Source organism: Microbacterium sp. MDV22-iso44, from assembly GCF_058629135.1.
The window spans coordinates 777,173-801,316 of the sequence record NZ_JBZVWS010000001.1; the positions used below are offsets into that span (position 1 = coordinate 777,173).

21 protein-coding genes are annotated in these 24,144 nt (G+C 72.1%); 4 read left to right on the forward strand and 17 right to left on the reverse strand.

Going from position 1 to position 24,144, the window contains the following annotated elements; all coding sequences use genetic code 11:
- Nucleotides 1-32 precede the first annotated feature (32 nt).
- The 3 genes from AC4NN1_RS03865 to mgrA are packed head-to-tail and all read right to left on the reverse strand — an operon-like array spanning nucleotide 33 to nucleotide 3,377.
- Nucleotides 33-1,343: a GNAT family N-acetyltransferase gene (locus AC4NN1_RS03865; RefSeq protein ID WP_491954582.1), complete on the reverse strand. Its 1,311-nt coding sequence runs from the start codon at nucleotides 1,341-1,343 to the stop codon at nucleotides 33-35.
- A gap of 37 nt (nucleotides 1,344-1,380) precedes the next feature.
- Complete coding sequence (locus tag AC4NN1_RS03870; RefSeq protein ID WP_491954583.1) at nucleotides 1,381-2,307, reverse strand: 4-(cytidine 5'-diphospho)-2-C-methyl-D-erythritol kinase; 927 nt, start codon at nucleotides 2,305-2,307, stop codon at nucleotides 1,381-1,383.
- Nucleotides 2,304-3,377, reverse strand: a complete 1,074-nt coding sequence (mgrA, locus tag AC4NN1_RS03875; RefSeq protein WP_116228875.1) for an L-glyceraldehyde 3-phosphate reductase — start codon at nucleotides 3,375-3,377, stop codon at nucleotides 2,304-2,306. Before mgrA ends, AC4NN1_RS03870 begins: the two co-directional genes overlap by 4 nt.
- 93 nt (nucleotides 3,378-3,470) lie before the next feature.
- On the opposite strand from mgrA, the gene AC4NN1_RS03880 reads away from it, so the two are divergent.
- Entirely contained in the window at nucleotides 3,471-5,039 is a 1,569-nt protein-coding gene (locus tag AC4NN1_RS03880) for a stealth conserved region 3 domain-containing protein (protein ID WP_020097030.1), read from the forward strand.
- On the opposite strand, the gene AC4NN1_RS03885 is transcribed toward AC4NN1_RS03880, so the two are convergent.
- The 11 genes from AC4NN1_RS03885 to hemE form a co-directional block, all read right to left on the reverse strand.
- Nucleotides 4,999-5,913 carry a phosphodiesterase gene (locus tag AC4NN1_RS03885; RefSeq protein WP_311857127.1) on the reverse strand — a complete coding sequence of 305 codons (915 nt, stop codon included), beginning with the start codon at nucleotides 5,911-5,913 and terminating at the stop codon, nucleotides 4,999-5,001. The two genes, AC4NN1_RS03880 and AC4NN1_RS03885, sit on opposite strands and share 41 nt — an antisense overlap.
- A gap of 153 nt (nucleotides 5,914-6,066) precedes the next feature.
- Entirely contained in the window at nucleotides 6,067-6,906 is an 840-nt protein-coding gene (gene rsmA / locus AC4NN1_RS03890; RefSeq protein ID WP_020097028.1) for a 16S rRNA (adenine(1518)-N(6)/adenine(1519)-N(6))-dimethyltransferase RsmA, read from the reverse strand.
- Between the two features lie 67 nt (nucleotides 6,907-6,973).
- Nucleotides 6,974-7,585: a hypothetical protein gene (locus AC4NN1_RS03895; protein ID WP_491954584.1), complete on the reverse strand. Its 612-nt coding sequence runs from the start codon at nucleotides 7,583-7,585 to the stop codon at nucleotides 6,974-6,976.
- 24 nt (nucleotides 7,586-7,609) lie between these two features.
- Complete coding sequence (hemL, locus tag AC4NN1_RS03900; protein WP_491954585.1) at nucleotides 7,610-8,914, reverse strand: glutamate-1-semialdehyde 2,1-aminomutase; 1,305 nt, start codon at nucleotides 8,912-8,914, stop codon at nucleotides 7,610-7,612.
- Nucleotides 8,911-9,906, reverse strand: a complete 996-nt coding sequence (gene hemB / locus AC4NN1_RS03905) for a porphobilinogen synthase (protein WP_020097025.1) — start codon at nucleotides 9,904-9,906, stop codon at nucleotides 8,911-8,913. The genes hemL and hemB overlap by 4 nt, the downstream gene beginning before the upstream one ends.
- Nucleotides 9,903-10,673, reverse strand: a complete 771-nt coding sequence (locus AC4NN1_RS03910; RefSeq protein ID WP_311870089.1) for a uroporphyrinogen-III synthase — start codon at nucleotides 10,671-10,673, stop codon at nucleotides 9,903-9,905. Before AC4NN1_RS03910 ends, hemB begins: the two co-directional genes overlap by 4 nt.
- Entirely contained in the window at nucleotides 10,670-11,581 is a 912-nt protein-coding gene (gene hemC / locus AC4NN1_RS03915) for a hydroxymethylbilane synthase (RefSeq protein ID WP_491954586.1), read from the reverse strand. The genes AC4NN1_RS03910 and hemC overlap by 4 nt, the downstream gene beginning before the upstream one ends.
- Entirely contained in the window at nucleotides 11,578-12,816 is a 1,239-nt protein-coding gene (locus AC4NN1_RS03920; RefSeq protein ID WP_491954587.1) for a ferrochelatase, read from the reverse strand. The genes hemC and AC4NN1_RS03920 overlap by 4 nt, the downstream gene beginning before the upstream one ends.
- Nucleotides 12,813-13,499 carry a hydrogen peroxide-dependent heme synthase gene (hemQ, locus tag AC4NN1_RS03925; RefSeq protein ID WP_491954588.1) on the reverse strand — a complete coding sequence of 229 codons (687 nt, stop codon included), beginning with the start codon at nucleotides 13,497-13,499 and terminating at the stop codon, nucleotides 12,813-12,815. Before hemQ ends, AC4NN1_RS03920 begins: the two co-directional genes overlap by 4 nt.
- Nucleotides 13,489-14,850 (reverse strand): protoporphyrinogen/coproporphyrinogen oxidase, encoded by a 1,362-nt coding sequence (locus AC4NN1_RS03930; RefSeq protein WP_491954589.1) that lies wholly within the window; start codon nucleotides 14,848-14,850, stop codon nucleotides 13,489-13,491. Before AC4NN1_RS03930 ends, hemQ begins: the two co-directional genes overlap by 11 nt.
- Complete coding sequence (gene hemE / locus AC4NN1_RS03935) at nucleotides 14,847-15,968, reverse strand: uroporphyrinogen decarboxylase (protein WP_414685638.1); 1,122 nt, start codon at nucleotides 15,966-15,968, stop codon at nucleotides 14,847-14,849. Before hemE ends, AC4NN1_RS03930 begins: the two co-directional genes overlap by 4 nt.
- Nucleotides 15,969-16,027: 59 nt before the next feature.
- Here hemE and AC4NN1_RS03940 point away from each other — a divergent pair, with 59 nt between their 5' ends.
- Both AC4NN1_RS03940 and AC4NN1_RS03945 read left to right on the forward strand, forming a co-directional pair.
- Nucleotides 16,028-17,299 carry a glutamyl-tRNA reductase gene (locus AC4NN1_RS03940; RefSeq protein ID WP_018188389.1) on the forward strand — a complete coding sequence of 424 codons (1,272 nt, stop codon included), beginning with the start codon at nucleotides 16,028-16,030 and terminating at the stop codon, nucleotides 17,297-17,299.
- Nucleotides 17,296-18,333: a LacI family DNA-binding transcriptional regulator gene (locus AC4NN1_RS03945; protein WP_020097018.1), complete on the forward strand. Its 1,038-nt coding sequence runs from the start codon at nucleotides 17,296-17,298 to the stop codon at nucleotides 18,331-18,333. Before AC4NN1_RS03940 ends, AC4NN1_RS03945 begins: the two co-directional genes overlap by 4 nt.
- On the opposite strand, the gene AC4NN1_RS03950 is transcribed toward AC4NN1_RS03945, so the two are convergent.
- The 3 genes from AC4NN1_RS03950 to AC4NN1_RS03960 form a co-directional block, all read right to left on the reverse strand.
- On the reverse strand, nucleotides 18,312-19,205 hold the full coding sequence (locus AC4NN1_RS03950; RefSeq protein ID WP_491954590.1) for a TatD family hydrolase: 894 nt from the start codon (nucleotides 19,203-19,205) through the stop codon (nucleotides 18,312-18,314). The genes AC4NN1_RS03945 and AC4NN1_RS03950 overlap by 22 nt on opposite strands.
- Complete coding sequence (gene metG, locus AC4NN1_RS03955) at nucleotides 19,202-20,770, reverse strand: methionine--tRNA ligase (RefSeq protein WP_491954591.1); 1,569 nt, start codon at nucleotides 20,768-20,770, stop codon at nucleotides 19,202-19,204. The genes AC4NN1_RS03950 and metG overlap by 4 nt, the downstream gene beginning before the upstream one ends.
- Nucleotides 20,771-20,834: 64 nt before the next feature.
- On the reverse strand, nucleotides 20,835-21,848 hold the full coding sequence (locus AC4NN1_RS03960; RefSeq protein WP_018188393.1) for a LacI family DNA-binding transcriptional regulator: 1,014 nt from the start codon (nucleotides 21,846-21,848) through the stop codon (nucleotides 20,835-20,837).
- 187 nt (nucleotides 21,849-22,035) lie between these two features.
- Between AC4NN1_RS03960 and AC4NN1_RS03965 the strand changes: the two genes are divergently transcribed.
- Entirely contained in the window at nucleotides 22,036-24,057 is a 2,022-nt protein-coding gene (locus tag AC4NN1_RS03965; protein WP_491954592.1) for a beta-galactosidase, read from the forward strand.
- Nucleotides 24,058-24,144 lie beyond the last annotated feature (87 nt).

The following is a 24,144-nucleotide window of genomic DNA, read 5'->3' on the forward strand; positions in this document are numbered from 1 at the left end:
GGCGTACGCCGCCCCGCTGGTCCCGACCACGGTCAGTACCAGAAGCTCAGCCGCGGCGGCGTCGTCGCCGCGAAGACGCGTGCGATGCGATGCGGGTCGTCGGTCTCGACGCGTCCCGCGCGAGCGAGAGTCACCGGGGACACGGCGCCGAGGAGCATCGCCGAGAGCTCTTCGACACCGAGACGCACGAGCGGGACCCCGAGGGGCGGGTCATCGACGACGTCGACGCCGGGCGTCTCGCCGGCCGTCAGGACGAAGGTGCCGTCGGCGATGCCGAGCGCATCGGTCACCTCCAGGGCGATGACGTCCTCGACGTCGTAGCTGCGGGCGGCGAGCGTCGCCGGGACGTCGAGCACGCGGAGATAGTGGTGGTCCCGGCTCGTGATCCGCGCGGCTCGCTTGTTGTCGATCATCCACCAGAGCGGCTCGTCGACCGAAAGTTCGCTGGCCCGGACGGTGCCGACCAGGTCGAGGGTCAGCAGGAAGCGCCACAGGCCGGCGTAGGCGGCATCCGTCCCTGCCACCACTCGCGACACCGTGGCGGTCGAGGCAGCCCAGTCGTCGTCGTCCTCGGCGATGCTGTAGGCCGCGACGCCTTCGACCTCGCCCGCCGGCGAGCGGTATTGGACGACGCGCAGCTTGTCGGCCTTCTCGGCGTCGGCGCGCGTCCCGAACGTGCGGTCCCAGTGACCGCCGGGCATGGTGATCTCGCCCGGGGTGGCCAGACGGATCCGCTCGTACAGGTCGGTCGCGGCATCCCGGCCCTGCTCGCGCGTGATGTAGTCGATGCGCCCCGGGGCGACCGGGCCGATCCATCCGGTGCGGCGCGTGGAGATCTCCCACGACGTGGCGGTGACCGCGGGGGCGAAGCCGAAACGGCCGTAGATGCCCGACTCGCTGACGGTGAGGCCCGCGATCGGGAACCCGAGCGAGACCGCGGTGCGCAGTTCGCCGCGCATGAGGGTGCTCAGGATGCCGCGACGCCGGTGCGTAGGCGCGACGGTCACCGCGCTGACGGCGCACATCGGAACGGTCGACCCGCCGGGCAGGGTGAGCTCGGTCCCCCACGACGCGAAGGTCGCGACGGGGACGTCGGTCTGCACGCCGGCGGCGTCGTACACGCCGATCTTGCGGCGGTAACCGTTGCGGGCGAAGGACTCGGTGTACTGGGCCTCGGTGGGCTCCCCGCCCAGGAAGCCGCGGGCCACGGCATCCTGCCAGCGATGGGTGCCCTCCTGATCGTCGTCACCGACGCGCGCTGCGCGGAGGCCGCGCGCGTCCAAGGTGGCGGTCAGGTCGTCGTCGAGAGCGGCCGAGTGGAACTGGTCATCGAGGGAGCTCATCCCCCCAGGCTAGGGGGACGTGCCGACACGGGCGAGGTCAGACCACGCGCGCGCCGGCGACGGGACCCGTCACCGCGTGGACCTCGTGGCCTCGCGCCGCGAGCTGCTCGGCGATCCGCTTCGCGTGCTCCGAGTCCGCGGCGAGGAAGGCCGTGGTCGGCCCGGAACCCGACACCAGCCCGCCCAGCGCACCGGCGTCGAGCCCCTCGTCCAGGAGGACGGCGAGGTCGGGTCGCAGGTGGACGGCGGCGAGCTGCAGATCGTTGCGGATCGCGGTTCCCAGCGCCGCGGCATCCCCTGAGCGCAGCGCTCGGAGGACCGCGGGGTCGACCGACGGCAGGGCACGGTCGGGGGCGATGTCGGCCTCGGAGCGGAGGCGATCGAGCGTCCCGTAGACCTCGGGCGTCGAAAGTCCGCCGCCGTCGGCCACCAGCACCCACGCGAAGAACCCGCGCCCCAGGGCGGGGGCGAGCTCGTCGCCGCGCCCCGTCCCGACCGCGGTGCCGCCGAGCAGGGCGAACGGGACGTCCGAGCCGAGCTGAGCGCCCAGCGCGTGCAGTTCGGTCGAGCTGAGCCCCCCGTCGACGAGCTCGTTCACCGCGACGAGAGCAGCGGCAGCATCGGCCGACCCGCCTCCCATGCCGCCGGCAACCGGTACGCCCTTGTGGATCTCGAGACGGATGCCGCCCTCCCACCCGACGGCGTCCGTCACGAGGCGCGCCGCGCGGAGCGCGAGGTTCGACTCGTCGAGCGGGACGCCCGATACGTCGACGTCGCCGCTCACGGAGAGACTCGTGACGTCGGCATGCGACGCCCAGACGTCCTCGAACAGCGAGACCGCCTGGTAGACGGAGGCGACGTCGTGGTAGCCGTCGTCGCCGACGGGGCCCACCTCGAAGAAGAGGTTGAGCTTGCCCGGCGCGCGCACGTGCACGCGCCGGGACGTGTCGAGGGACAGACTCACGCGTTGGCCGAATCGGCCCACAGATCGACGTCGATCGCGCCCGACAGTTCGTCGATGCGGGCGAGCTCGTCGTCGTCGAACGGCGCACCGTCGACGGCGGCGAGGTTCTGATCGAGCTGCTCGGGGCGCGAGGCGCCGATGAGCGCAGAGGTCACCACCTCATCGCGCAGGACCCACTGGATGGCCATCTGCGCGAGGGTCTGGCCGCGCTGCTGAGCGATGTCGTTGAGCGACCGCAACGTGTCGAGCGCCTTCTGGTTCAGCTGTCCGTCGGGCAGCGAGAAGCGGCTCTGGGCGCGTTCGGCGCGGCCGTCGCCGAGGTACTTGTCGGTGAGCAGGCCCTGCGCGAGCGGGGTGAACGCGATGGCGCCCATGCCGGCCGTCTTGAGCGAGTCCGTCAGGCCGTCCTCGACCCAGCGGTTGAGGATCGAGTACGAGGGCTGGTGGATGATGAGCGGCGTGCCGAGGCTCTTGGCCACGGCGACGGCCTCTTCGGTGCGCTCCGCACTGTAGGAGGAGATGCCGACGTAGAGGGCCTTGCCCTGGCGGACCAGGGTGTCGAGGGCGCCGATGGTCTCCTCGATCGGCGTCACGGGGTCGGCGCGGTGCGAGTAGAAGATGTCGACGTAGTCGACGCTCATGCGCGTCAGCGACTGCTCGGCGCTGGCGATGAGGTACTTCCGCGAACCGTAGTTGCCGTAGGGGCCGGGCCACATGTCGTAGCCGGCCTTGGAGGAGATGATCAGCTCGTCGCGGTACGGTGCGAAGTCCTCGCGCATCATGCGGCCGAAGTTCGTCTCGGCCGAGCCGAACGGCGGGCCGTAGTTGTTCGCGAGGTCGAAGTGGGTGACGCCCCGGTCGAAGGCGTGCCGGAGCAGAGTACGCTGGTTGTCAAAGGGGATGTTGTCCCCGAAGTTCCACCAGAGTCCCAGCGAGATCGCCGGCAGATACAGGCCGCTCGAGCCGACCTGGCGGAAGGCCCCCGCATCGTAGCGGGAGGACGCCGCCTGATAGGGGCGGTGGGTGTCGCCATTGCGCGACGAGGGGAAACGGTCCGCGTAATCGGTCATCACCCCAGGCTAGCGATGCCGGACACCCGAAACGTCGGCGAAACGACCGCCACTTACTCTTGCTCGACCGAATATGCACAACAAGGAGAACATATGGCGCGACTGACTGCACTGCCGTCCGAGGGTGGTTCCTGGACCGCACTCCTCGAACGCGAGGACATCGTCCTCGTCGGAGGCATGCTTCATCTGCGCCATGACGACACCACTCCCGAACAGGCTCGCATCGACGACCTGCTGCTGATCGCCGATGCGTTGTCGGATGCCGGCATCCCGCACCTCCTCATCCGTCACTCCCGCGCCGTCCCCGGTCTCGTCGTTGACCTCGCTCACCGCGACCGCGCCCTCGCGGCACTGACGGACCAAGCCGTCACAGAACCGCTGTACGCGAAGGCCAAGGGCGGCACGCCCGTGCCCTTCGGCGAGCTGCGCCTGCGCGGGTCGGGCCCGTCGTCGCTGCGCGTGTTCCGTCCGCGTATCGCCGGCGAGCTGCGCTACGGCGCCGGCCACGGCGTTCGGGTCGAGTTCTGGCGCTTCGGCGAGGAGCTCGTCGAGGCTCCGCACGCCAACGACCTCACCCGGCGCGCCTTCGCGGCGGAGGACGTCGAGCCCGCGACCGCCCTGCGCTACGGCCGCACGTGGCAGACTCTGCACGGGATGTTCGACCCCCACCCGGGCGAGGTCACCCACGAGATCGACATGGTCTTCTCCTGGGTCGACGGATCGTCGTCCGAGTTCCAGCGCCAGCGCGCGGCCCAGCTGTCGGAGTACGTCGTCGGCGACGGCGACGACGGGCCCGCCCGGTACCGCCACGTCGACGAGCTGCGGTACGCCCTGCGCAGCGTCCACATGTACGCGCCGTGGGTGCGACGCATCTTCATCGCGACCGATTCCCCCGCCCCCGCGTGGCTGCTCGACCACCCGAAGGTGACGATCGTCCGGAGCGAGGAGTTCTTCGAGGACACCTCGGTGCTCCCCACGCACAACTCGCACGCCGTCGAGGCGCAGCTGCACCGCATCGAGGGGCTGTCGGAGCACTTCCTGTACTCGAACGACGACATGTTCTTCGGCCGCCCGCTGTCGCCCGAGCTGTTCTTCTCCCCCGCTGGCGTCTCGTCGTTCGTCGAGTGCGACGTCCGCATCGGCACCGGGCCCCGCCGCGTCGCACGGAGCGGTCACGACAACGCGCTGCGCCTCAACCGCGAACTCCTCAAGGAGCGCTTCGGACGCACGATCGTCCGCGACCTCGAGCACTGCGCGGCACCGCTGCGCCGCTCGGTGATGTTCGAGCTCGAGCAGGAGTTCCCCGAAGAGATCCGGCGCACCGCGGCATCCCGCTTCCGCTCCGCGACCGACGTGTCGGTGACCAACTGCCTGTACCACTACTACGCGCAGTTCACGGGGCGTGCGATCGCGTCGACCGCGCCGCGTGTGCGGTACTTCCAGACGACGCAGGCCGCGTCGCTGCGACGGATGGAGCGCCTCGCCGAGCGCGGAGACGTGGACATGTTCTGCCTCAACGACGGCGGCGACCTCGAGGTGCCCGAAGCGGTGCGCGTGCGCGCGGTGACGGGTCTGCTCGAGCGGCTCTTCCCGGTCCGCGCGCCCTGGGAGGACCCTGCGGTCAGCGCAGCGCCGGCACGCCCGGTCGAGCTGCACGCGTGACGGAGCCGGTGACGCCCGCCTCGCGCAGGCGTCGCTGAGCCTCGGCGGGGTCGATGTACTCCAGCGGCCGCGGCACGTCGATCGGCACGACCGAGTGGACGACCGTGTCGTCGTAGACGTGCACGAGGTTGTACGCCTGCGCGCCGTCCTGCGGACGCGAACCGCCGACGGGGACGGTCAGATCCTGCGCGTAGCAGGTCGACGACGCGACGGACACGGGGATCCCCGCGAACGTCGCGAACGTCGAGTAGTGCAGGTGCCCGGCGATGATCGCGCGGACGTCCGTGCCGCGCAGGACGTCCGCCAGCCGGTTCTGGTCGCGCAGCTCGACGCTCGCCGCGAGCGGGAGGACGCTCGGGACCGGCGGGTGGTGCATCGCGAGGACCGTGCCGAGCGGCGCCGGCGTCGCGAGCACGCCGCGCAGCCACGCGAGCTGGGCGTCGGAGAGCTCGCCGTGGTGGTGCCCGGGCACGCTCGTGTCGAGGGTGACGATGCGGAGCCCGTCGAGCTCGTCGACCCGGTCGTAGGGTGCCGTCGGATCGGCGGGCGTCTGGTCGAGCAGGTGCTCGCGGAAGGCGCCGCGGTCGTCGTGGTTGCCCATGACCCACAAGAGCCGTGCGTCGAGCCGCTCGGCGAACGGCTCGACGAGGGCGCGGATCGCGTCGTACGCAGCGGCCTCGCCGAGATCGACGAGGTCCCCCGTGAAGACGATCGCGTCGGGAGCGATGCCACTGGTTTCGATGGCGTCGAGCGCGGCGGTCAGCGATGCCTCCCCGTCGACGCTCTCGAACAGGCGAGGTCCCGGGCCACGCAGATGCGTGTCACTCAGGTGGAGCAGGATCCGTTCGGCGGCCGGATGCTCGGCGCGGCGCATGGTCACTTCTTCCGTCAGTGCGAGAGCTCGGGTGCCCCCGCCGTGCTCTGAAATGTTACCGGCATGTTTCGGGAACACGGGGTGAATGACGCGCGAAGTCTACGAGAACGGGTGCGGGTGTCGCTTCGAGAGGAGACGACGGATGCCGAGGGCTCAGGCGCGGGCGATGCGGACGAAGTCCTCGATCGTGAGTTCCTCTCCACGCGCGGTGGGCGCCACGCCGGCGCGTTCGAGCACCTCGCTGGCCGCGGCGGACGACCCGCCGAGGACGGCGGACAGGGCCTGGCGGAGCATCTTGCGCCGCTGCTGGAACGCCGCGTCGACGATCGCGAAGGTGCGGAGGCGCTCCTCCTCGGTGCCGCGGGCCGCGGCATCCCGTTCGAAGCCCACGAGGACGCTGTCGACGTTGGGGACCGGCCAGAAGACCTGACGGGAGACGGTGCCGGCGAGGCGCCAGGTGCCGTACCAGGCGGCCTTGACGCTCGGGGCGCCGTAGACCTTCGAACCGGACGGGGCCGCGAGGCGTTCGCCGACCTCGGCCTGCACCATGACGACGCCGCGCTGGATGGTCGGGAAGTGCTCCATGAAGTGCAGGAGCACCGGAACGCTGACGTTGTACGGCAGGTTCGCGACGAGGACGTCGGGGTCGCCCGGGAGCTCGCTCACGCGAAGGGCATCCTGCGCGACGACGGTCAGCGCGCCGTCGGGGACGCCGTGCGCCGCGGCGGTGGCGGGCAGGCGCTCGGCGAGGCGGTGGTCGATCTCGACGGCGGTGACCGGGGCGCCGGTCTCGAGGATGGCGAGGGTCAGCGAGCCGAGACCCGGCCCCACCTCGACGACGCGGTCGGCCGAGGTCACGCGCGCGGCCGTGACGATCTTGCGGACCGTGTTGGCGTCGACGACGAAGTTCTGCCCGAGCTTCTTGGTGGGGGTGACGTCGAGGTCGGCGGCGAGGGCGCGGATCTCGGCGGCTCCGAGGAGGGTGACGGGCATGGGTTCCAGCCTAGTTGCCGGGCTCCCCGGACCCCGCCGCCGTCCGCGCTTCCTGATGATCGGCGGCTCAGCCGCCCTCGCCACCCGGGTCGACGGGAGCGCCGTCCCCGTCCTCCGGAATGTCGCCGCGCTCGACGGGTCCGCCGCGATCATGGCGTCGTTGCACCTCGGCGAACATCCGATCGACCTCCGCGACGGTCGGAGCCCGCAGGCCCGCGGCGGCCTCTTCCAGATCATCCCGAGGTGCGCCGAGGCCGTCGCCGCCGACAATCACCACCGTTCGGCCCTCCTGGACGACGGCGAACTCGTCGATCCCCCCGGCCGACCGGTGCCACGTCGCGCCGTCCTGAATGCAGGCGGCCTCGCCGCCGCCCCACAACTGCTGAGCGGCGCAGCCGGCGGCATCCATCTCCCCCGGATCGGTGCGCACGGTGATCATGTCGCCCGTGCCGGGCTTCGCCCACGTCGCGGTCATGCCGCCCTCGTCCGTCTCGTTCACGGACTGCGGCGCCAGGTCGTATCCCTCGATCGTCGTCGTCACCACGAGCGCGGGGTCGACACCGAGGTGCGAGACCCGTTCGGCGATCTCGGCGGGCGTCGCCGCAGCCGCCGCGCCGCACCCCGAAAGTCCGATCGCCACGAGGGCCGCGGGCAGGGCGAACAGCAGGCGACGAGGCATGCGGCTCACCCTAGCCCCGCGTCCTCAGCCGCGCGCGGCCTTCGCGGCGGCGGGCAGCGCGTCGAGGATCCGGCCGATCGCCGCGTCGTCGTGCGCGGCCGTGACGAACCACGCCTCGAAGGCCGATGGCGGCAGCGAGACGCCGCCCTCGAGCATCGCGTGGAAGAACCGTCCGTAGGCGTCGGCATCCTGCGACGTCGCCGTCGCGTAGTCGGGCACGCCGTTCACGACGGACTCGCCGAAGAAGATGCTGAACAGGGTCCCCGCCCACTGCACGACGTGCGGCACCCCGGCATCCGTCAGCGCAGCGGATGCCGCGTCCGCGACGGTGTGCGCGACGGAGTCGAGCGTGCGGTACACCGCGTCGTCGGCGTGCGTCAGGGTCGCGAGTCCCGCGGCGACGGCGACCGGGTTCCCCGACAGCGTGCCGGCCTGGTACACCGGACCGGTCGGGGCGAGGAGGTCCATGATGTCCGCGCGACCGGCGACGGCGGCGACGGGGAGCCCGCCGCCGATGACCTTGCCGAAGGCGATGAGGTCGGGGACGATGTGCTCCCCCGCCGCATCCAGCACACCGGCGTAGCCCGAGCGCGAGGACCGGAAGCCGGTGAGCACCTCGTCGCTGATGAGGAGCGCCCCGTTGCGGTGCGCGATCTCCGACAGGAACGCCGTGAATCCGGATGCCGGGGGCACGACGCCCATGTTGGCGCCGGCGGCCTCGGTGATGATCGCGGCGATCCGGCCTTCGTGAGCGCGGAAGACCTCCTCGACGGCGGCGCGGTCGTTGTAGCCGATGACGAGCGTCTGCGCCGCGATGGCCGCCGGGACGCCCGCCGATCCGGGCAGGGCGAGGGTCGCGAGACCCGAGCCGGCCTGCGCGAGCAGGCCGTCGGAGTGACCGTGGTAGTGCCCGGCGAACTTGACGAGCAGGTCGCGGCCGGTCGCGGCGCGCGCGAGGCGGATCGCCGTCATCGTCGCCTCGGTGCCGGTCGAGACGAGGCGGATCTTCTCCGCGGCGGGGACGCGCGTGCGGATCTCCTCGGCGAGCTCGGTCTCGGCGGCCGTCGGCGCGCCGAACGAGAGTCCGCGGCGGGCGGCCTCGACGACCGCGTCGATCACGGCGGGGTGCGAGTGGCCGAGCAGGGCGGGCCCCCAGCTGGCGACGAGGTCGACGTAGTCCCGGCCATCGGCATCCGTCACGTAGGCGCCCTGCGCAGACACCATGAACCGCGGCGTCCCGCCGACGGACCCGTAGGCGCGGACGGGCGAGTCGACACCTCCGGGGATCACTCCGCGGGCACGGTCGAACAGCTCCTGGTTGCGGCTCATGCGAGTTCCTTCCCGGCGCGCAGCCAGTGCGCGACCTCGACGGCCCAGTAGGTGAGGATGACGTCGGCGCCGGCCCGGCGGATGCCCAGCAGACTCTCGCCGATGGCCCGCTCGCGGTCGATGAGGCCCGCCGCGGCGGCGTGCTCGATCATCGCGTACTCCCCCGACACCTGGTACGCCCACACCGGCACGTTCGAGCGGTCCGAGACGCGGGCGAGCACGTCGAGGTACGGCATGGCGGGCTTGACCATGACGACGTCGGCGCCCTCGGCGATGTCGACGAGAGCCTCCTCGACGCCCTCCCGCGCGTTCGCGGGGTCCATCTGGTACGTCCGGCGGTCGCCCTGCAGCGTCGACTCGACGGCGTCGCGGAAGGGGCCGTAGAAGGCGGAGGCGTACTTCGCGGAGTAGGCGAGGATCGCGACGTGGGCGAAGCCGGCGGCATCCAGTCCTGCGCGGACCGCAGCGACCTGGCCGTCCATCATCCCCGAGAGGCCGAGCACGTCGGCGCCGGCGCGGGCCTGCGCGACGCCCATCTCGGCGTATACCTCGAGGGTCGCGTCGTTGTCGACCGAGCCGTCGGCGGCGAGCAGGCCGCAGTGTCCGTGGTCGGTGAACTCGTCGAGGCACAGGTCGGCCTGCACGGTGAGACGGCCCGCGGCGGCGCGCGCCGCGACGGCGATCGCCCGGTTCAGGATGCCGTCGGGGTCGGTCGCGCCGCTGCCGACCGCGTCGCGCATGGCGGGCACGCCGAAGAGCATGATCCCGCCTATGCCTGCTGCGGCCGCCTCGTCGACGACGTCGGCGATCGCGTCGAGCGGATGCTGCGACACGCCGGGCATGCTCGAGATGGGCTGCGAGGAGTCGATGCCCTCCTTCACGAACACCGGCAGCACGAGCTGCGAGGGGACGAGGTGGTGCTCGGCGGCGAGACGGCGGAGCGCGGGGGTGCCGCGCAGGCGGCGGAGGCGGCGGGTGGGGAACGAGGTCATGAGGACTTCTCCGAGGGGACGCGGGCGTCGAGCTCGGCGATCAACGCGTCGATGCTCTGGCTCTGGGCGGTGTGACCGACGGTGAAACCGAGGGCCGTGGCGTCGCGGGTCGTGCCGGGACCGATCGAGGCGACGAGGGTGGATGCCGGGAGGGTCCCGACCTGCCTCCGGAGCTCCCGGCCGACGCTCAACGACGTGAGGAGCACGACGTCGATCTCGCCGGAGCGGAGCCCGTCGGCGACGGCGGGGTCGAGGTCGACCCCGACCGTGCGGTAGGCGATGCAGACGTCGACGCCGAACCCGCGGACGTCGAGCTCGTCGCTCACGACGGCCTGGGCGAGATCGCTCCGGACGACGAGCGCGCGGCCCGTCCTCGACGGGGCCCGATCGGCGCACCATTGGGTGACAAGGGCGGTCGCCGAGGAGGCGCCGGCGGGGACGAAGTCGACCTCCCAGCCCGCGTCGGCGACGGCGCGGGCCGTCGCACGACCGACGGCGGCGATGCGGGTCGTCGCGGGGATCGCGACGGCGTGCTGGCGGAGCTGCTCGACGCTCGCGGCGCTCGTGACGAACAGCCACGCGTAGGCACCGTCGGCGAGGGCCGTGAACGCGCGGTCGCGGGCGGCCGTGTCGCGCGGCGGCGCCGACGAGATGAGGGGGGCGACGACGGCCTCCGCGCCCCGGGCGTGCAGGTCGACGCGGACGCGTTCCCCCCACGCCCCGGCGCGAGGCACCAGGACGCGAGCGCCGTGCAGGCCGCCGGTCATCGGGACGACCCAGCCAGGTCGGCGAGGTCGGCGGCACCGCCCTCGAGCAGCTCGGCGACGACGTCGGCCGCAGCCGCATCGACGTCGACGTCCGGATCGAGGAGTCGCGAGGCGGCGACCGAGCGGCGGCCGTCCTCGGCGTAGACGTGCGCGATCAGTGTCACGGTGTCGCCGTGATGCTCTGCGTCGATCGCGACGGGGGCGGCGCAGCCGGCCTCGAGCCGGCGCAGCACGGCGCGTTCGAGGTTCGCGGCGAGGGCCGTGTCGGCGTCCTCGATGAGGCGCACGGCGTCGGCGACGGCGGCATCCCCGTCGCGGATCTCGACGGCCAGCGCACCCTGCGCGGCGGACGTCGGCCAGTCGAGCACCTGCGTGATGGCGGCGTCGCGGCCGATGCGGCGAAGGCCGGCCTCGGCGAGGACGATCGCGTCGTACTGGCCGTCGGCGACCTTGCGCAGGCGACTGTCGACGTTGCCGCGGATGCCCTCGACCACGAGATCCGGGCGCTGCGCGAGCACCTGGGCGACGCGGCGCGGCGAGCCGGTGCCGACACGGGAGCCGGCGGGGAGCTCGTCGAGCGACAGCCCGTCGCGGGAGTGCAGGACGTCACGCTGCGAGGCGCGGACCGGCACGGCGCCCACGACGATGCCGGGGAACGGCGCCGTCGGCAGGTCCTTCATCGAGTGCACGAGGAAGTCGCACTCGTCCCGCAGCAGCGCGTCGCGAAGGGCCGTGGCGAAGACACCCGTGCCGCCCATCTGCGCGAGCGGCCCCGTGAGGACGTCGCCCTCGCTGGTGATGGGGACGAGTTCGACGTCTCGACCGGATGCCGCGGCCACGGCATCCGCCACGTGCTGCGACTGGGTCGTGGCCAGCAGGCTCGCCCGGGTCCCCAGGCGCAAGGTCACGGTGCCACGCCCGACAGCGCCGGCTGGAAGCCGAGCCGCTTGTTCTCGCAGCAGCCGGGACGGCAGACGTCGTACCAGGGACCGAGGTCCGTCACGGCGGGGCGCTCGGCCGCGGGCATGCCCTTCAGGCGCTCCTCGACGAGGTCGACGAGGCCCGCGACATAGGTCGGGTGGGTGCTCGGGGTCGCGGTGCGGACGGCGACGAGGCCGAGCTCCTCCGCGGTCTCCATCGCCTCGGTGTCGAGGTCCCACATGACCTCCATGTGGTCGCTCACGAACCCGAGCGGAACGATGAGGACGGCTTTGCGGCCGCGGCCCGGCAGATCCTGCATCGCGTCGTTGATGTCGGGCTCGAGCCACGGCACCTGCGGCGGGCCGGACCGGCTCTGGAAGACGAGCTGCCAGGCGCCGGGGAACCCGAGCCGCGAGACGATCTCCTCGCCGACGGCGAGGTGCTGAGCGACGTACGCGCCGCCCGGGCCGAATCCGCGCTCGGGCGGACCCGAGCGGTCGGCGTCGGAGGTGGGGATCGAGTGGGTCGAGAACAGGATCTCGACCTCGTTCGCGAGGTCGGTGATGCCGCGCTCGGCGAGCTCGGCGATGCCCGCTCGGATCCCGTCGACGAAGGGCGCGACGAAGCCGGGGTGGTCGAAGAACTGACGCACCTTGTCGATCTGCACGTCGGTCTGGTGACCGGTGGCCTCGACGGCGTCCGCGAGGTCCTCGCGGTACTGCCGGCACGAGGAGTACGAGCTGTAGGCGCTCGTGGCGATGGCGAGGAGCTTCCGCCGCCCGTCGGCGACGGCGGCGTCGATCGCGTCGGTGACGTACGGCATCCAGTTGCGGTTGCCCCAGTAGACGGGCAGGTCGAGTCCGCGGGCCGCGAGTTCGGCATCGAGCGCCGCCTTCAGCTCGCGGTTGTGCTCGTTGATCGGCGACACCCCGCCGAAGTGGCGGTAGTGGTGCGCGACCTCCTCGAGACGCTCGTCCGGGATGCCGCGGCCCGCCGTGACGTTGCGGAGGAACGGGATGACGTCGTCCTGTCCCTCTGGTCCGCCGAAGCCCAGCAGCAGGATCCCGTCGTAGTCGACGGGGATCGTGGCGTGCGGATCGCCCGCCCGCGCGCCCTCGGACGCATTCGGGATGACGGCGCCCTCGGCGACGACCACGCCGTGCGCGCGCGGCGGCTTGGGACGGAACTCCGGGTTCACGGATCCGATGTTCTCTGCACTCATGACAGGACCTCCGCCAGTTCGTCGATCTCCACGCGCCGCCCGGTGTAGAACGGCACTTCTTCGCGGACGTGACGTCGCGCGTCGGTGGCCCGGAGCTCGCGCATCATGTCGACGAGGCTGATCGGGTCGTCGCTCTCGAGCGGCAGCAGCCACTCGTAGTCGCTGAGCCCGAACGTCGACACCGTGTTCGCGACCACGTCGCGGAAGACGGCGCCCTTGCGGCCGTGCTCGGCCAGCATGCGCGAACGGTCCTCCTCGGGGAGCAGGTACCACTCGTAGCTGCGGACGAAGGGGTAGAGGCAGAGCCACCCGCGCGCGTGCTCGCCGCGGAGGTACCCGGGGACGTGGCGCTTGTTGAACTCGGCCTCGCGGTGCACGCCCATCGCGCTCCACACGTTCGTGAAGGAGGCGAGGACGGCGGTCCGACGCAGCTGCCGGAGCGCCTTCTGGAGGGCGGCGGGGTCCTCGCCGTGCAGCCAGACCATCAGGTCGGCTTCGGCCCGCATGCCGGTCACGTCGTAGAGCCCGCGCAGGGTCACTCCGTCCCGAGCGAGCCCGTCCGCGACGGCGCGCAGCGCGTCGAGGTCGCCCGCCGTCGGTGTGCCGATGCGCGGACGCGGTCCCGCGAGGATCGCGAACAGGGTGTAGCCGAGGCCGGGATCAGGCGTCTCGTCAGTGGACATGACGTACTCCTTCGGAGGGGGTGGGAGGGGTGGTGAGGTCGCAGGCGAGGGCGCGCGCGTGCGGGATGACCGAGGCGAGCCCGGTCCCGGCCGCGACGGCTCCCGCGAGACGGATGCCACGCTCCGCCGCCGCGGCGGCGACCGCCTGGCGGACGGGCGGTGTCGCGACGGCGTCGGGCCACGAGACGGGGACGACACGGCGGACGTCCCCCGGCGAGACCCGGACCCCGGTCAGGGTGCGGATCGCGGCGGCGGCACCGGCGGCATCCGTCAGTTCGTCGTGACGGCCCTCGCGAGCGGACAGCCGCACGAGGTGAGACCCGGCGGGGAGCGCTGCGGCGGCCCATTGCCACTTCGCGTCGACGTGGGTCAGGGCCTTCGCGGCGCAGTCGATCTCGGGGGCCGCGATGACGCCCGACCCGATGGGGAAGGCGTCGAACCCGTCCGAGGCGACCTCGGCGACGACGAGTCCGACGGGCGGCGCCGATGCGACGTCGACGCCCAGGAGTTCGGCGGCGGCGGTCGGCCCGGTCGCGATCACCACGGAGGCGGCCGACAGGGTCTCGTGGCCGAGGTCGACGGAGGTCGCGGTCACGGCACGCACCGGCGTCCCCGTGCGGATGACCGCGCCCGCGCGGAGCGCCACCGCCTCGAGCTCGGCGGCGAGACGCCACAGGCCACCCTCGACCCCGCGGACGGCCGACCCCGCACGGACGGCGGGCGCGAGCGCATCGACGGCGGCGGTCAGCGAACCGGCGGCCTGCGCCTTCTCCCACAGCACGGGGTGAAGCGAGGACAGCCGGACGGACTCCGCGCTCTGCGAGTAGACGCTCCGACACAGCGGCTCGACCAACCTCGCCGTGACACGTGCGCCGAAGCGGCTGGTCGTGAGCTCGGCGAGCGACGGTTCGGCGCCGACGGGCATCGGCAGGAGGCGCTCCTGGGCCGCCCGTCGGGCACCGCGACGACCGAGGATGCGCACGACGTCGGCCGCGAGAGGCTCCGCGGGCATGCCCACGAGCGCCCGACGCGGCAGCGGCGCGCGGTCCACCCGGCCGGACCGGCGGCGGAAGGCGACGTGCGCTCCCCCGGGGGCGGGTTCGACCAGCTGCACGGGCAGCCGCGCGTCGGCGACGAGATCGGCGACGCCGGTCGTGCGCGTGGCGAAGGATTCGGCGCCGAGGTCGACCTCGAGGCCCGCGGCCGCGCCGCGGCGCAGCATCCCCCCGGCGTCCTCGGATGCTTCGAGGAGGACGACGTCACGACCGGCCCGCGCGAGCTCCCACGCGATCGTCAGGCCGGCGATACCGCCACCCACGATGATCACGTCATGGGTCGCCTCGTGGGTCACGGCGCCCGCCAGTCGTGGACCGTCCGCACCACCGCCGAGATCGCATCGGGGTCGGCCTCCATGGGAACGCCGTGACCCAGGTTGAAGACGTGGGCGCGCGCGGCGAGGCCGTCCTCGAGGATCCGGTGGACCTCCGCCGTCCGCACGGCCTCGGGGGCGAACAGCAGCGCGGGATCGAGGTTGCCCTGCAAGGTCAGGTCGCGCCCGATGCGCTGACGCGCGTCGGCGAGGCGGACCCGGTAGTCCACGCCCAGCGCGTCGATGTCGGGGGTGGCCATGTCGGCGAGGATCTCGCCGGTGCCGACGCCGAAGTGCACGAGCGGCAGGCGATCGACGCCCTCGGGGAGCGGGAGCGATCGCGCGTGCTGCAGCGCGGCGACGGATGCCGGGAGCACCGATGCGCGGTAGTCATCGGGGTTCAGGCCACCCGCCCACGAGTCGAACAGCTGGCCCGCGCTCGCGCCCGCCTCGATCTGGAGGGCGAGGAAGCGGCCGGTGACCTCGGCGAGCCACATCGTGAGGTCCCGCCATGCGGCCGGGTCCTCATGGATGAGGCGCCGGGCCGCGAGGTGATCCTTCGACGGACCGCCCTCGACGAGGTAGGCGGCGAGGGTGAACGGGGCCCCGGCGAACCCGATGAGCGGCAGCGGCTCACCGCGCTCTTCGGAGAGGTCGGCGAGCATGGCGGTCGTCCGGCCTACGGCATCCGCGATCGCCTCGCCGCGCTCGGTCACGAGCGCGGGATCGATCGCCGTGGTGCGGGCTATGTCGGCGGCGGTCCGCAGCGGCTGGGAGAAGACGGGGCCGCGGCCCGCGGCGATCTCGACGTCGATGCCCAGGAGGGCGAGCGGCACGATGATGTCGCTGAAGAAGATGGCCGCGTCGACGCCGTGACGGCGAACCGGCTGCATCGTGATCTCACTCGCCAGGGCGGGGTCGAGGCAGGCCTCGATCATCGTCCCCTGCGACCGCAGCGCACGGTACTCCGGCAACGAACGACCCGCCTGGCGCATGAACCAGACGGGGGTGATGTCGGGGCGGTCGCCCAGAAGTGCGCGGACGAGCCGCGACTCGCGGGTGCGTGCGGCGACGAGGGGGTGGCTGAGGCCGGGAATGATGAACTCCTCGAATCGGTTAATCGATATACTAGTCGCGATCCAAGGGGGTTCTCCGCACCGTGCTCGTCTGCCTGACCGCGCATCAGCGCTCCACACCGTTCGACTCGCTCGAGCGGCTCTCGACGGTCGGCGACGACCTCGCAGAGCGTCTGTCCGCGGTCCACGACTCGGTGCGCGGCGCCGTGGTCCTCGCCACCTGCAACCGCTTCGAGGCCTACTTCGACCTCGCCGAGGAGCCCGACCTCGCCTCCCCCGTCCCCGCGATGGATGCCGCGATGGAGGCCATCGCCGGCGCCGCCGACATGGACTACCGGGCTCTCCGCGAGAACGTCGACTTCGCCCACGGCAATCAGGTCGCCCATCACCTCTTCACCGTCGCCTCCGGCCTCGACTCGGTCGCCGTCGGCGAGGACGAGATCGCCGGCCAGGTGCGCCGCGCGCTCGAGGCGGCCCGCGGGCGCGGACTGACCACCGCTCCCCTCGAGCACCTCTTCCAGCGCGCCACCGAGACATCCCGCGCCGTGAAGAACACGACGCGGCTGGGTGAATCCGGCCGCTCGCTCGTCCGTCTCGCGGTCGACCTGGTGAGCTCCCGCGTCGACTGGGACACCGCCCGCGTCCTGCTCGTCGGCACGGGTCGTTACGCCGCCGCTGCACTCGCCGCCCTCCGCGCGGTCGGGGCCACCGACATCCGCGTCCACTCCCGGTCGGGTCGTCAGCGCTTCGCGAACCGCGAGCACCTCGTCCACGTGAGCGTCGACGACTACGCGGCCGAGGCCGCCGCCGCCGATGTCGTCGTGACCTGCACCGCGACGACCGACACGTTCGCCCTCGAAGCCTTCTCGCACGCGACCGCCCGCGCCGGCAGCACGGCGGCGCAGGTCGTCATCGACCTCGGCCTCCCCCGCAACGTCGACCCCGAGGTGGCGCTCCTCCCCGGTGTCGAGCTCCTCGACCTCGAGACGATCCGCCTGCACGCCCCCGTCGACGAGGCCGAGACCGTCGGTCAGGCGCGCGAGATCGTCCAGGCCGCGGCCCAGCGCCACGCCGCGGCCCGACGGGTCCACGAGGTCGCGCCGTCGGTCGTCGACCTCCGCGGATTCGTCCACGGTGTCCTCGACGAGGAGCTCACCCGCGCCCGTCGCCGTGGCGACTCCCCCGAGGTCGAGACGGCCCTCCGCCACTTCTCCGGCGTTCTCCTCCACCAGCTCATCGCCCGCGGTCACACGCTCGCGTCGTCGGGGGCGGGTGCCGACTGGGCCGACGCGATCCGCACGGTGCTGCCGGGCACCCGCGAGGGCATCTCCCCGGACGAGGGCGAACAGCCGTGAGTCCGAGCGTCACGCTGAAGGACATCGCGCGCGCCGCCGGCGTGTCGACGGCGGCCATCAGCCAGGCGCTCAACGACCGCGGCAGCATGCGCCCCGAGACGCGCGAGCGGATCAAGGCGCTCGCCGCCGAACTCGGCTACGTCCCGAACCGTCACGCGGCCGCACTCCGGAGCGGGCGGACCATGACCGTCGGTTTCGTCATGGTCGACGACCCTGAGAGCGATCGACGCGGCGAGCTCCAGCGTGCCCGCAAGCTCATCTCGCTCGTCCGCGCCTCAGCGGAGCACGGGTTCACGGTCACAGTCCTCTCGGACTCGAACCCCGACCTCATCTCGGGGACGACCCTCGACGCGCTCTACGTCCCCGACGCCCGCGGCAACCAGCCCCTGCTGCACGCGGCGATCGCCCGCGGCATCCCGATCGTCGCGGACGACCAGTTCGTCGACGGCTCGCGGGGTCTCAGCATCCGCACGGGCTACGACGCGGCCGTCCGGGCGGGGCTCGACGAGCTCGAGCGGGCGGGCGCCCAGCGCATCGTCTTCCTCACCGAGGACGGCCGACAGCCTCGAGACGAGATCGGCCGGGCCGCCTACGAGATCTGGAGCTCGGTCCGCGGGCGCGAGCCCCTCGTCCGGGCGGTGGATGCGTCCCGCCGCACCCTCCCGCGCCTGCTCACGGACGCCCTCGCCGACGGCGCCGACGCGATCTTCGCGGGCGCGGAGGACGGCCCCGACGTGTACCTGCAGCTCGAGGAGATGCGCCTCGTCATCCCCCGCGACGTGCAGCTCGTCGCCCTCTGCACGACCGACTGCGCGGTCAACCGCAGGCTCGGCGTGACGCACGTCTGCATCCGCCCGGACCTCGCCGCCGAGGCGATGTTCGAGACGTTGCCCGCGGCACTCCTCGACGACGCACCACGGGTCGTCGACCTGCCCTGGGAACTCGTGCCGGGGTCGACGACTCGGCCGCCCCTCACGATCGACTCGAGGCGGAAGCCTCGGCCGAAGCGGGCTCAGTCGCTGAAAGCCCCGTAGACCTCGAGCGTGTTCTGCGCGAGCTGCGCGCAGAACTCGTCGACCGGCATCCCCAGCTCGGCCGCCATGAAGCGCACCGTGACAGGCACCAGGTACGGCGCGTTGGGGCGTCCGCGGTGGGGCGTCGGCGTCAGGAAGGGCGCGTCGGTCTCGACAAGGATCCGCTCGCGCGGGGTCACCGCAAGGGCGTCGCGGAGGTTCTGAGCATTCTTGAACGTCACGTTGCCGGCGAAGCTCAGCCAGTACCCGCGCTCGGCGGTGTAGCGCGCCATGTCGGCGTCGCCCGAGAAGCAGTGGAAGACGGTCCGCTCCGGGGCGCCGACGCGCTCGAGGGTCTCGAGGACCGCCCCGTGGGCGTCGCGGTCGTGGATCTGCATCGCGATGCCGTGGCGCTTGGCGATGTCGATGTGCGCCTCGAAGCTCTCGATCTGCGCGGGGATGCCGCTCTCGTCCGTCCGGAAGAAGTCGAGACCCGTCTCGCCCACGGCCCGCACGCGCGGCTGGGCCGCGAGCTCGTCGATGACGGCGATCGCCTCGTCGAGACGGCCGGCCTGCTTGTAGGCGGGCGCTTCGTTCGGGTGGATGGCGACCGCGGCGAGCACGGCGGGGTGGGATGCCGCGGCCCACGCGGACCAGCGGGAGGAGTCGATGTCGCCGCCCGCCTGGACCACGCCGATCACGCCGACCGCGGCCGCGCGGGAGAGCTGTTCGTCGAGACCGCGCGGCTCGTCACCGTCTTCGATCTCGAGGTGCGCGTGGTTGTCGTAGACGGCGACCGGAAGGGGCTCCGGGGCGTCCGGCCAGCGCACGTCCCGGGCGGATTGCTCGCGCTGGCGGACGTAGCCGCTGGGGTCGGTCGGGTCGGTCGTCATGCCGTCTGCTCGACGCGCGGGAACAGCGGCGCGAGGGTCTTCACCCGGCTGCCCGCGGGGAGCTGGCCCCACGTGCCCGCCTCGCGGAGCGGCTGCGCGGTGAGCTCGCCGGGGGCGCCCAGGGCATCCCAGAGCGTCGCAGTCGACTGCGGCATGACCGGCGACAGCAGGACCGCGAGCGCGCGGAGCCCTTCGGCGGCCGTGTAGAGCACGGTCGACAGCCGTTCGCGCTTCGCCTCGTCCTTGGCGAGCGCCCACGGCTCGTTCTCGGTGATGTACCCGTTGAGGTCGTCGACGATCCGCCAGATGGCGGCGATGGCCTCGTCGGGGCGGAACGCGGTCATCGCGGCATCCGCAGCGGTCGCGGCTTCCGCCACCGTGCGCTGCACCCGGAGGTCGATCTCGGTGGGGTCGCCGGCGGTCGGCACGACGCCGTCGAAGTACCGGCCGATCATGGCGACGGTGCGCGAGGCGAGGTTGCCGAATCCGTTCGCGAGCTCGGCCTGATAGCGCGCCGAGAGGTCCTCCCACGAGAACGAGCCGTCCTGGCCGAAGGCGATCGCCGAGAGGAAGTAGTAGCGGTAGGCATCCGATCCGAAGACATCGGTGATCTCGGTCGGCGCGATGCCCGTGAGCTTCGACTTCGACATCTTCTCGCCGCCGACGAGCAGCCAGCCGTGCGCGAAGATCCCCTTCGGGACCTCGAGCCCTGCGGCCATCAGCATGGCGGGCCAGATGACGGCGTGGAAGCGCAGGATGTCCTTGCCGACCACATGGTAGGCCGGCCAGCGGCGCTCGAACTGCTCGGGGTCGTCGCCGTACCCGACGGCGGTCGCGTAGTTCAGCAGCGCGTCGACCCACACGTAGATGACGTGCGAGTCGTCCCACGGCACGCGGATGCCCCAGTCGAACGCGGAGCGCGAGATCGACAGGTCCTTGAGGCCCGATCGGACGAACGAGACGACCTCGTTGCGCGCCGAGTCCGGACGCACGAAGTCGGGCTGTGTCTTGTAGAGCTCGAGGAGCCGGTCCTGGAACTCGCTGAGCTTGAAGAAGTAGTTCTTCTCCTGCAGGAGCTCGAGCGGCTTCGAGTGGATCGCGCACACCTTGAGGCCCTCAAACGGTCCGGTGCCGTCGACGATCTCGGCCTCGGGCTTGAACTCCTCGCAGCCGACGCAGTACAGCGCCTCGTACTCGCCCGCGTAGATGTAGCCGCTGTCGTAGAGCGCCTGCACGAAGGTCTTCACGCGCTCCTCGTGGCGGGGCTGCGTCGTGCGGATGAAGTCGTCGTTGGCGACGTCGAGGGTCCGCAGGAGCGGGAACCACGACTCCTCGACGAGCTTGTCGACCCACTGCTGCGGCGTGACGCCGTTCGCGGTCGCGGCCCGGAGCATCTTCTGCCCGTGCTCGTCGGTGCCGGTGAGCATCCAGGTGTCGTCCCCCGACTGGCGGTGCCAGCGCGCGAGAGCGTCCACCGCCACCGACGTGTACCCGTGCCCGATGTGGGGCAGATCGCTCGGGTAGTAGATGGGGGTGGTGATGTAGAAGGAGCCGCCGGAAGTCACCTGGAGATTCTACGGGCGGCGCGGCACCGGCCGTCGTTCATGACGGGTGCTCGCCCTCAGAGGCTCAGGCGCTCGCGCGCGGCACGAGCGTCGTGGGCAGCACGATCGATCCGCCGGCGCCCCCGTCGACGACGTCGAGGAGGACCTCGACCATCCGGCGCGAGATCTCGGTCCACGGCTGACGCATCGTGGTGAGCGGCGGGTCGGTCGTCGCCGCGAGTCCCGAGTCGTCGAATCCCGCGACCGCGACGTCCTCGGGCACGCGCCGTCCGGCCTTGCGGAGAGCGGCGATCGCGCCCACGGCCATGACGTCGGACGCCGCGAACACCGCGTCGATGTCGGGAGCGCGCCCGAGGAGACGGGTCATGGCGGCCTCGCCTGCGACGCTGGAGTAGACGTCCTGCTCCACGAGGGCCGGGTCGAACTTCTCGCCCATCTCCTCGCGGAACCCCACCAGCCGGTAGCGACCGCCCGGAGTGTCGTCGGGTCCCGTGATGACGGCGATGCGCTCGTATCCGCGGTCGAGGAGGTGGCGGGTCATCTCCCGTGCCGACCCCTCCTCGTCGACCGACACCGTCGGGACGTGGGCACGGTCCCCGAGCGGGACCCCCGAACACACCGTCGGCACCCCGGCCGCCGTCAGGGAGGCGAGGAGCGGGTTGGACTCGTGCGACGAGATGAGGAGCACGCCGTCGACGTGCCCCGCGCGGACGTACCGCTCGATGTTGGCGTACTGCGAGGGGTGCTCCGCGATGAGCAGCACGAGGGTCATGTCCCGAGCGGCGAGGGCTTCGGTCGCGCCGCGCAGCAGCAACGCGAAGGTGGGGTCGGCGAACAGGAGGTGCTGCGGCTCCGTCAGGAGGAACGCGACCGAGTTCGCCCGGCCCGTGGCGAGCGCCCGCGCGGCATGACTGACGGTGTAGCCCGTGGCCTGGATGGCGGCTTCGACCGCGAGGCGGGACTCCTCCGACACCCAGCGACCGCCGTTGATGACCCGCGAGACGGTGCCGTGCGAGACGCCCGCGACCTCCGCGACGTCGCGGATGGTGGGACGCCTGCGCTCGGAGGGGAGGACCACGCGCCGACTCTATACCCCGGGCGCCCTCCGCCCGGACGGGGACTGGGACCGGTCACAATCCGGTAACGGGGGCCGGTCTGGCCGCGGCATCCCGCATAGACTCCGTGACGAACCTGTTACCGGTCCCAGCCGCCTCTCGGAGGCGCGACGGGGACGGAGCCCGATCGATGAGGATGGCTCTCGCACCATGACGACCCCCGCTTGGCCGCACCTGGACGGCATCGCCTACGGCGGTGACTACAACCCGGAGCAGTGGCCCCGCGAGGTGTGGGACGAGGACGTGCGCCTCATGCGCGAGGCCGGCGTCACCATGGTGAGCATCGGCATCTTCTCGTGGGGTCTCCTCGAGATCCGCGAGGGCGAGTTCGACTTCGCGTGGCTCGACGACATCATCGCCCTCCTCCACGAGAACGGCATCGCCGTCGACCTCGGCACCCCGACCGCCTCCCCCCCGGCGTGGTTCTTCGCGCAGTACCCCGAGGCCCGCACCGTCACGAAGGACGGCGTGCCGATGGGCTTCGGCGCCCGCGGCATGGTCTCGCACTCGGCGCCCGAGTACCGCGCAGCGATCGCCCGCATCGCCGGCGCTCTCGCCGAGCGCTACGGCGATCACCCGGCCGTCGTGCTGTGGCACATCCACAACGAGTACGGCGTGCCCGTCGGCGAGGACTTCTCCCCGCACTCCGTCCGGGCCTGGCGTCTCTGGCTGCAGGCGAAGTACGGCGAGATCGCCGGCCTCAACGCCGCATGGGGCACCGCGTTCTGGGGGCAGCACTACGAGGAGTGGGACCACGTCGGCGCACCCGCCGCCGCCCCGTCGACCATCAACCCCGCGCAGAAGCTCGATTGGGCGCGGTTCACGGACGAGATGCTGCGGGAGTGCTTCCGCATCGAGAAGGCCGCGATCCGTGAGCACGCCTCGCAGCCCATCACGACGAACTTCATGGCCAACCAGCACCATGGCGTCGACCTCTGGGCCTGGGCGGACGAGGTCGACATCGTCTCGGACGACCACTATCTGTGGGCGGCCGACGAGGAGGGCGAGATCGGCCTCGCGATCGCCGCCGATCTCAGCCGCTCCGTCGGAGCCGGCAAGCCCTGGATCCTCATGGAGCACTCCACCTCCGCCGTCAACTGGCAGCCGCGCAACGTCGCCAAGCGCCCCGGTGAGATGACGCGGAACTCGCTGAGCCACCTCGGGCGCGGAGCCGACGGCATCCTCTTCTTCCAGTGGCGCGCGGGACGCTCCGGCGCCGAGAAGTTCCACTCCGCGATGCTGCCGCACGCCGGTACCGAGTCGCGTGTCTTCCGCGAGGTCGTGGACCTCGGAGCGAAGCTCGGCCGTCTGGCCGAGGTACAGGGCTCGCGCGTCGAGGCCGACGTCGCCGTCCTGTGGGACTTCGAGTCGTTCTGGGCGCAGGACCTCGAGTGGCGCCCGTCCGAGGATGTCAGCCACGACGAGCGCATCAGGGCTTTCTACGAGCGGCTCTGGCGCGACGACATCACCGTCGACTTCGCCCTCCCCGGGCACGACCTCTCGCGCTACCGTCTCGTCGTCGTCCCGTCGCAGTACCTGCTGACCGCAGCGGATGCCGCGAACCTCACCGCCTACGTCGCGCAGGGCGGCACCCTCGTTGTCTCGTTCTTCTCCGCCGTCGTCGACGAGAACGATGCCGTCCACCCCGGCGGCTACGGCGCCGTGCTGGCGGATGCGCTCGGCGTCCGCGTCGAGGAGCACCTGCCCCTGCGCGAAGGACACGTCACCGGCATCCGCGTCGACGACCACGTCTTCGCCGCCGACATCTGGCAGGAGGATCTCGTCCTCACCACCGCCGACGTCCGCGCGACCTACACCGCCGGGCCCGCCGAGGGCCGTCCCGCCGTGACGCGGAACGTCCACGGTGACGGTGTCGGCTGGTACATCAGCACCCGACCGGATGCCGACGGCCTCCGCGCGATCATGCGCGAGGTCTACGCCGACGCGGGTGTCGACGTGCCCGGCACGCCTGACGGCGTGGAGACGATCGTGCGCCGAGGAGCCGACTCCGACTACCTCGTCGCGATCAACCACGGCACCGAACAGGTGTCGCTCACGACCACCGGAACCGACCTGCTCACGCAGGCCGACGTCCGGGACACGCTGGTGCTGGCAGGAGGCGACGTCGCCGTCGTCCGCCTGGCGCACACAGCCCACCGGGGCGATCGATGACCGATCGACTCGCGACGGGACACCGTCGAACGCACTGAGAGAGAAGCCGTCGCAGCCACCCGGCCGCGACGATCACACACCGGTCGT

Bases quoted from the DNA above. Each gene is read 5' to 3' on its own strand.
- AC4NN1_RS03865 (WP_491954582.1), bottom strand. From the start codon at position 1,343: ATGAGCTCCCTCGATGACCAGTTCCACTCGGCCGCTCTCGACGACGAC.
- mgrA (WP_116228875.1), bottom strand. From the start codon at position 3,377: ATGACCGATTACGCGGACCGTTTCCCCTCGTCGCGCAATGGCGACACC.
- AC4NN1_RS03880 (WP_020097030.1), top strand. From the start codon at position 3,471: ATGGCGCGACTGACTGCACTGCCGTCCGAGGGTGGTTCCTGGACCGCA.
- AC4NN1_RS03885 (WP_311857127.1), bottom strand. From the start codon at position 5,913: ATGCGCCGCGCCGAGCATCCGGCCGCCGAACGGATCCTGCTCCACCTG.
- rsmA (WP_020097028.1), bottom strand. From the start codon at position 6,906: ATGCCCGTCACCCTCCTCGGAGCCGCCGAGATCCGCGCCCTCGCCGCC.
- AC4NN1_RS03895 (WP_491954584.1), bottom strand. From the start codon at position 7,585: ATGCCTCGTCGCCTGCTGTTCGCCCTGCCCGCGGCCCTCGTGGCGATC.
- hemL (WP_491954585.1), bottom strand. From the start codon at position 8,914: ATGAGCCGCAACCAGGAGCTGTTCGACCGTGCCCGCGGAGTGATCCCC.
- hemB (WP_020097025.1), bottom strand. From the start codon at position 9,906: ATGACCTCGTTCCCCACCCGCCGCCTCCGCCGCCTGCGCGGCACCCCC.
- AC4NN1_RS03910 (WP_311870089.1), bottom strand. From the start codon at position 10,673: ATGACCGGCGGCCTGCACGGCGCTCGCGTCCTGGTGCCTCGCGCCGGG.
- AC4NN1_RS03920 (WP_491954587.1), bottom strand. From the start codon at position 12,816: ATGAGTGCAGAGAACATCGGATCCGTGAACCCGGAGTTCCGTCCCAAG.
- hemQ (WP_491954588.1), bottom strand. From the start codon at position 13,499: ATGTCCACTGACGAGACGCCTGATCCCGGCCTCGGCTACACCCTGTTC.
- AC4NN1_RS03950 (WP_491954590.1), bottom strand. From the start codon at position 19,205: ATGACGACCGACCCGACCGACCCCAGCGGCTACGTCCGCCAGCGCGAG.
- AC4NN1_RS03965 (WP_491954592.1), top strand. From the start codon at position 22,036: ATGACGACCCCCGCTTGGCCGCACCTGGACGGCATCGCCTACGGCGGT.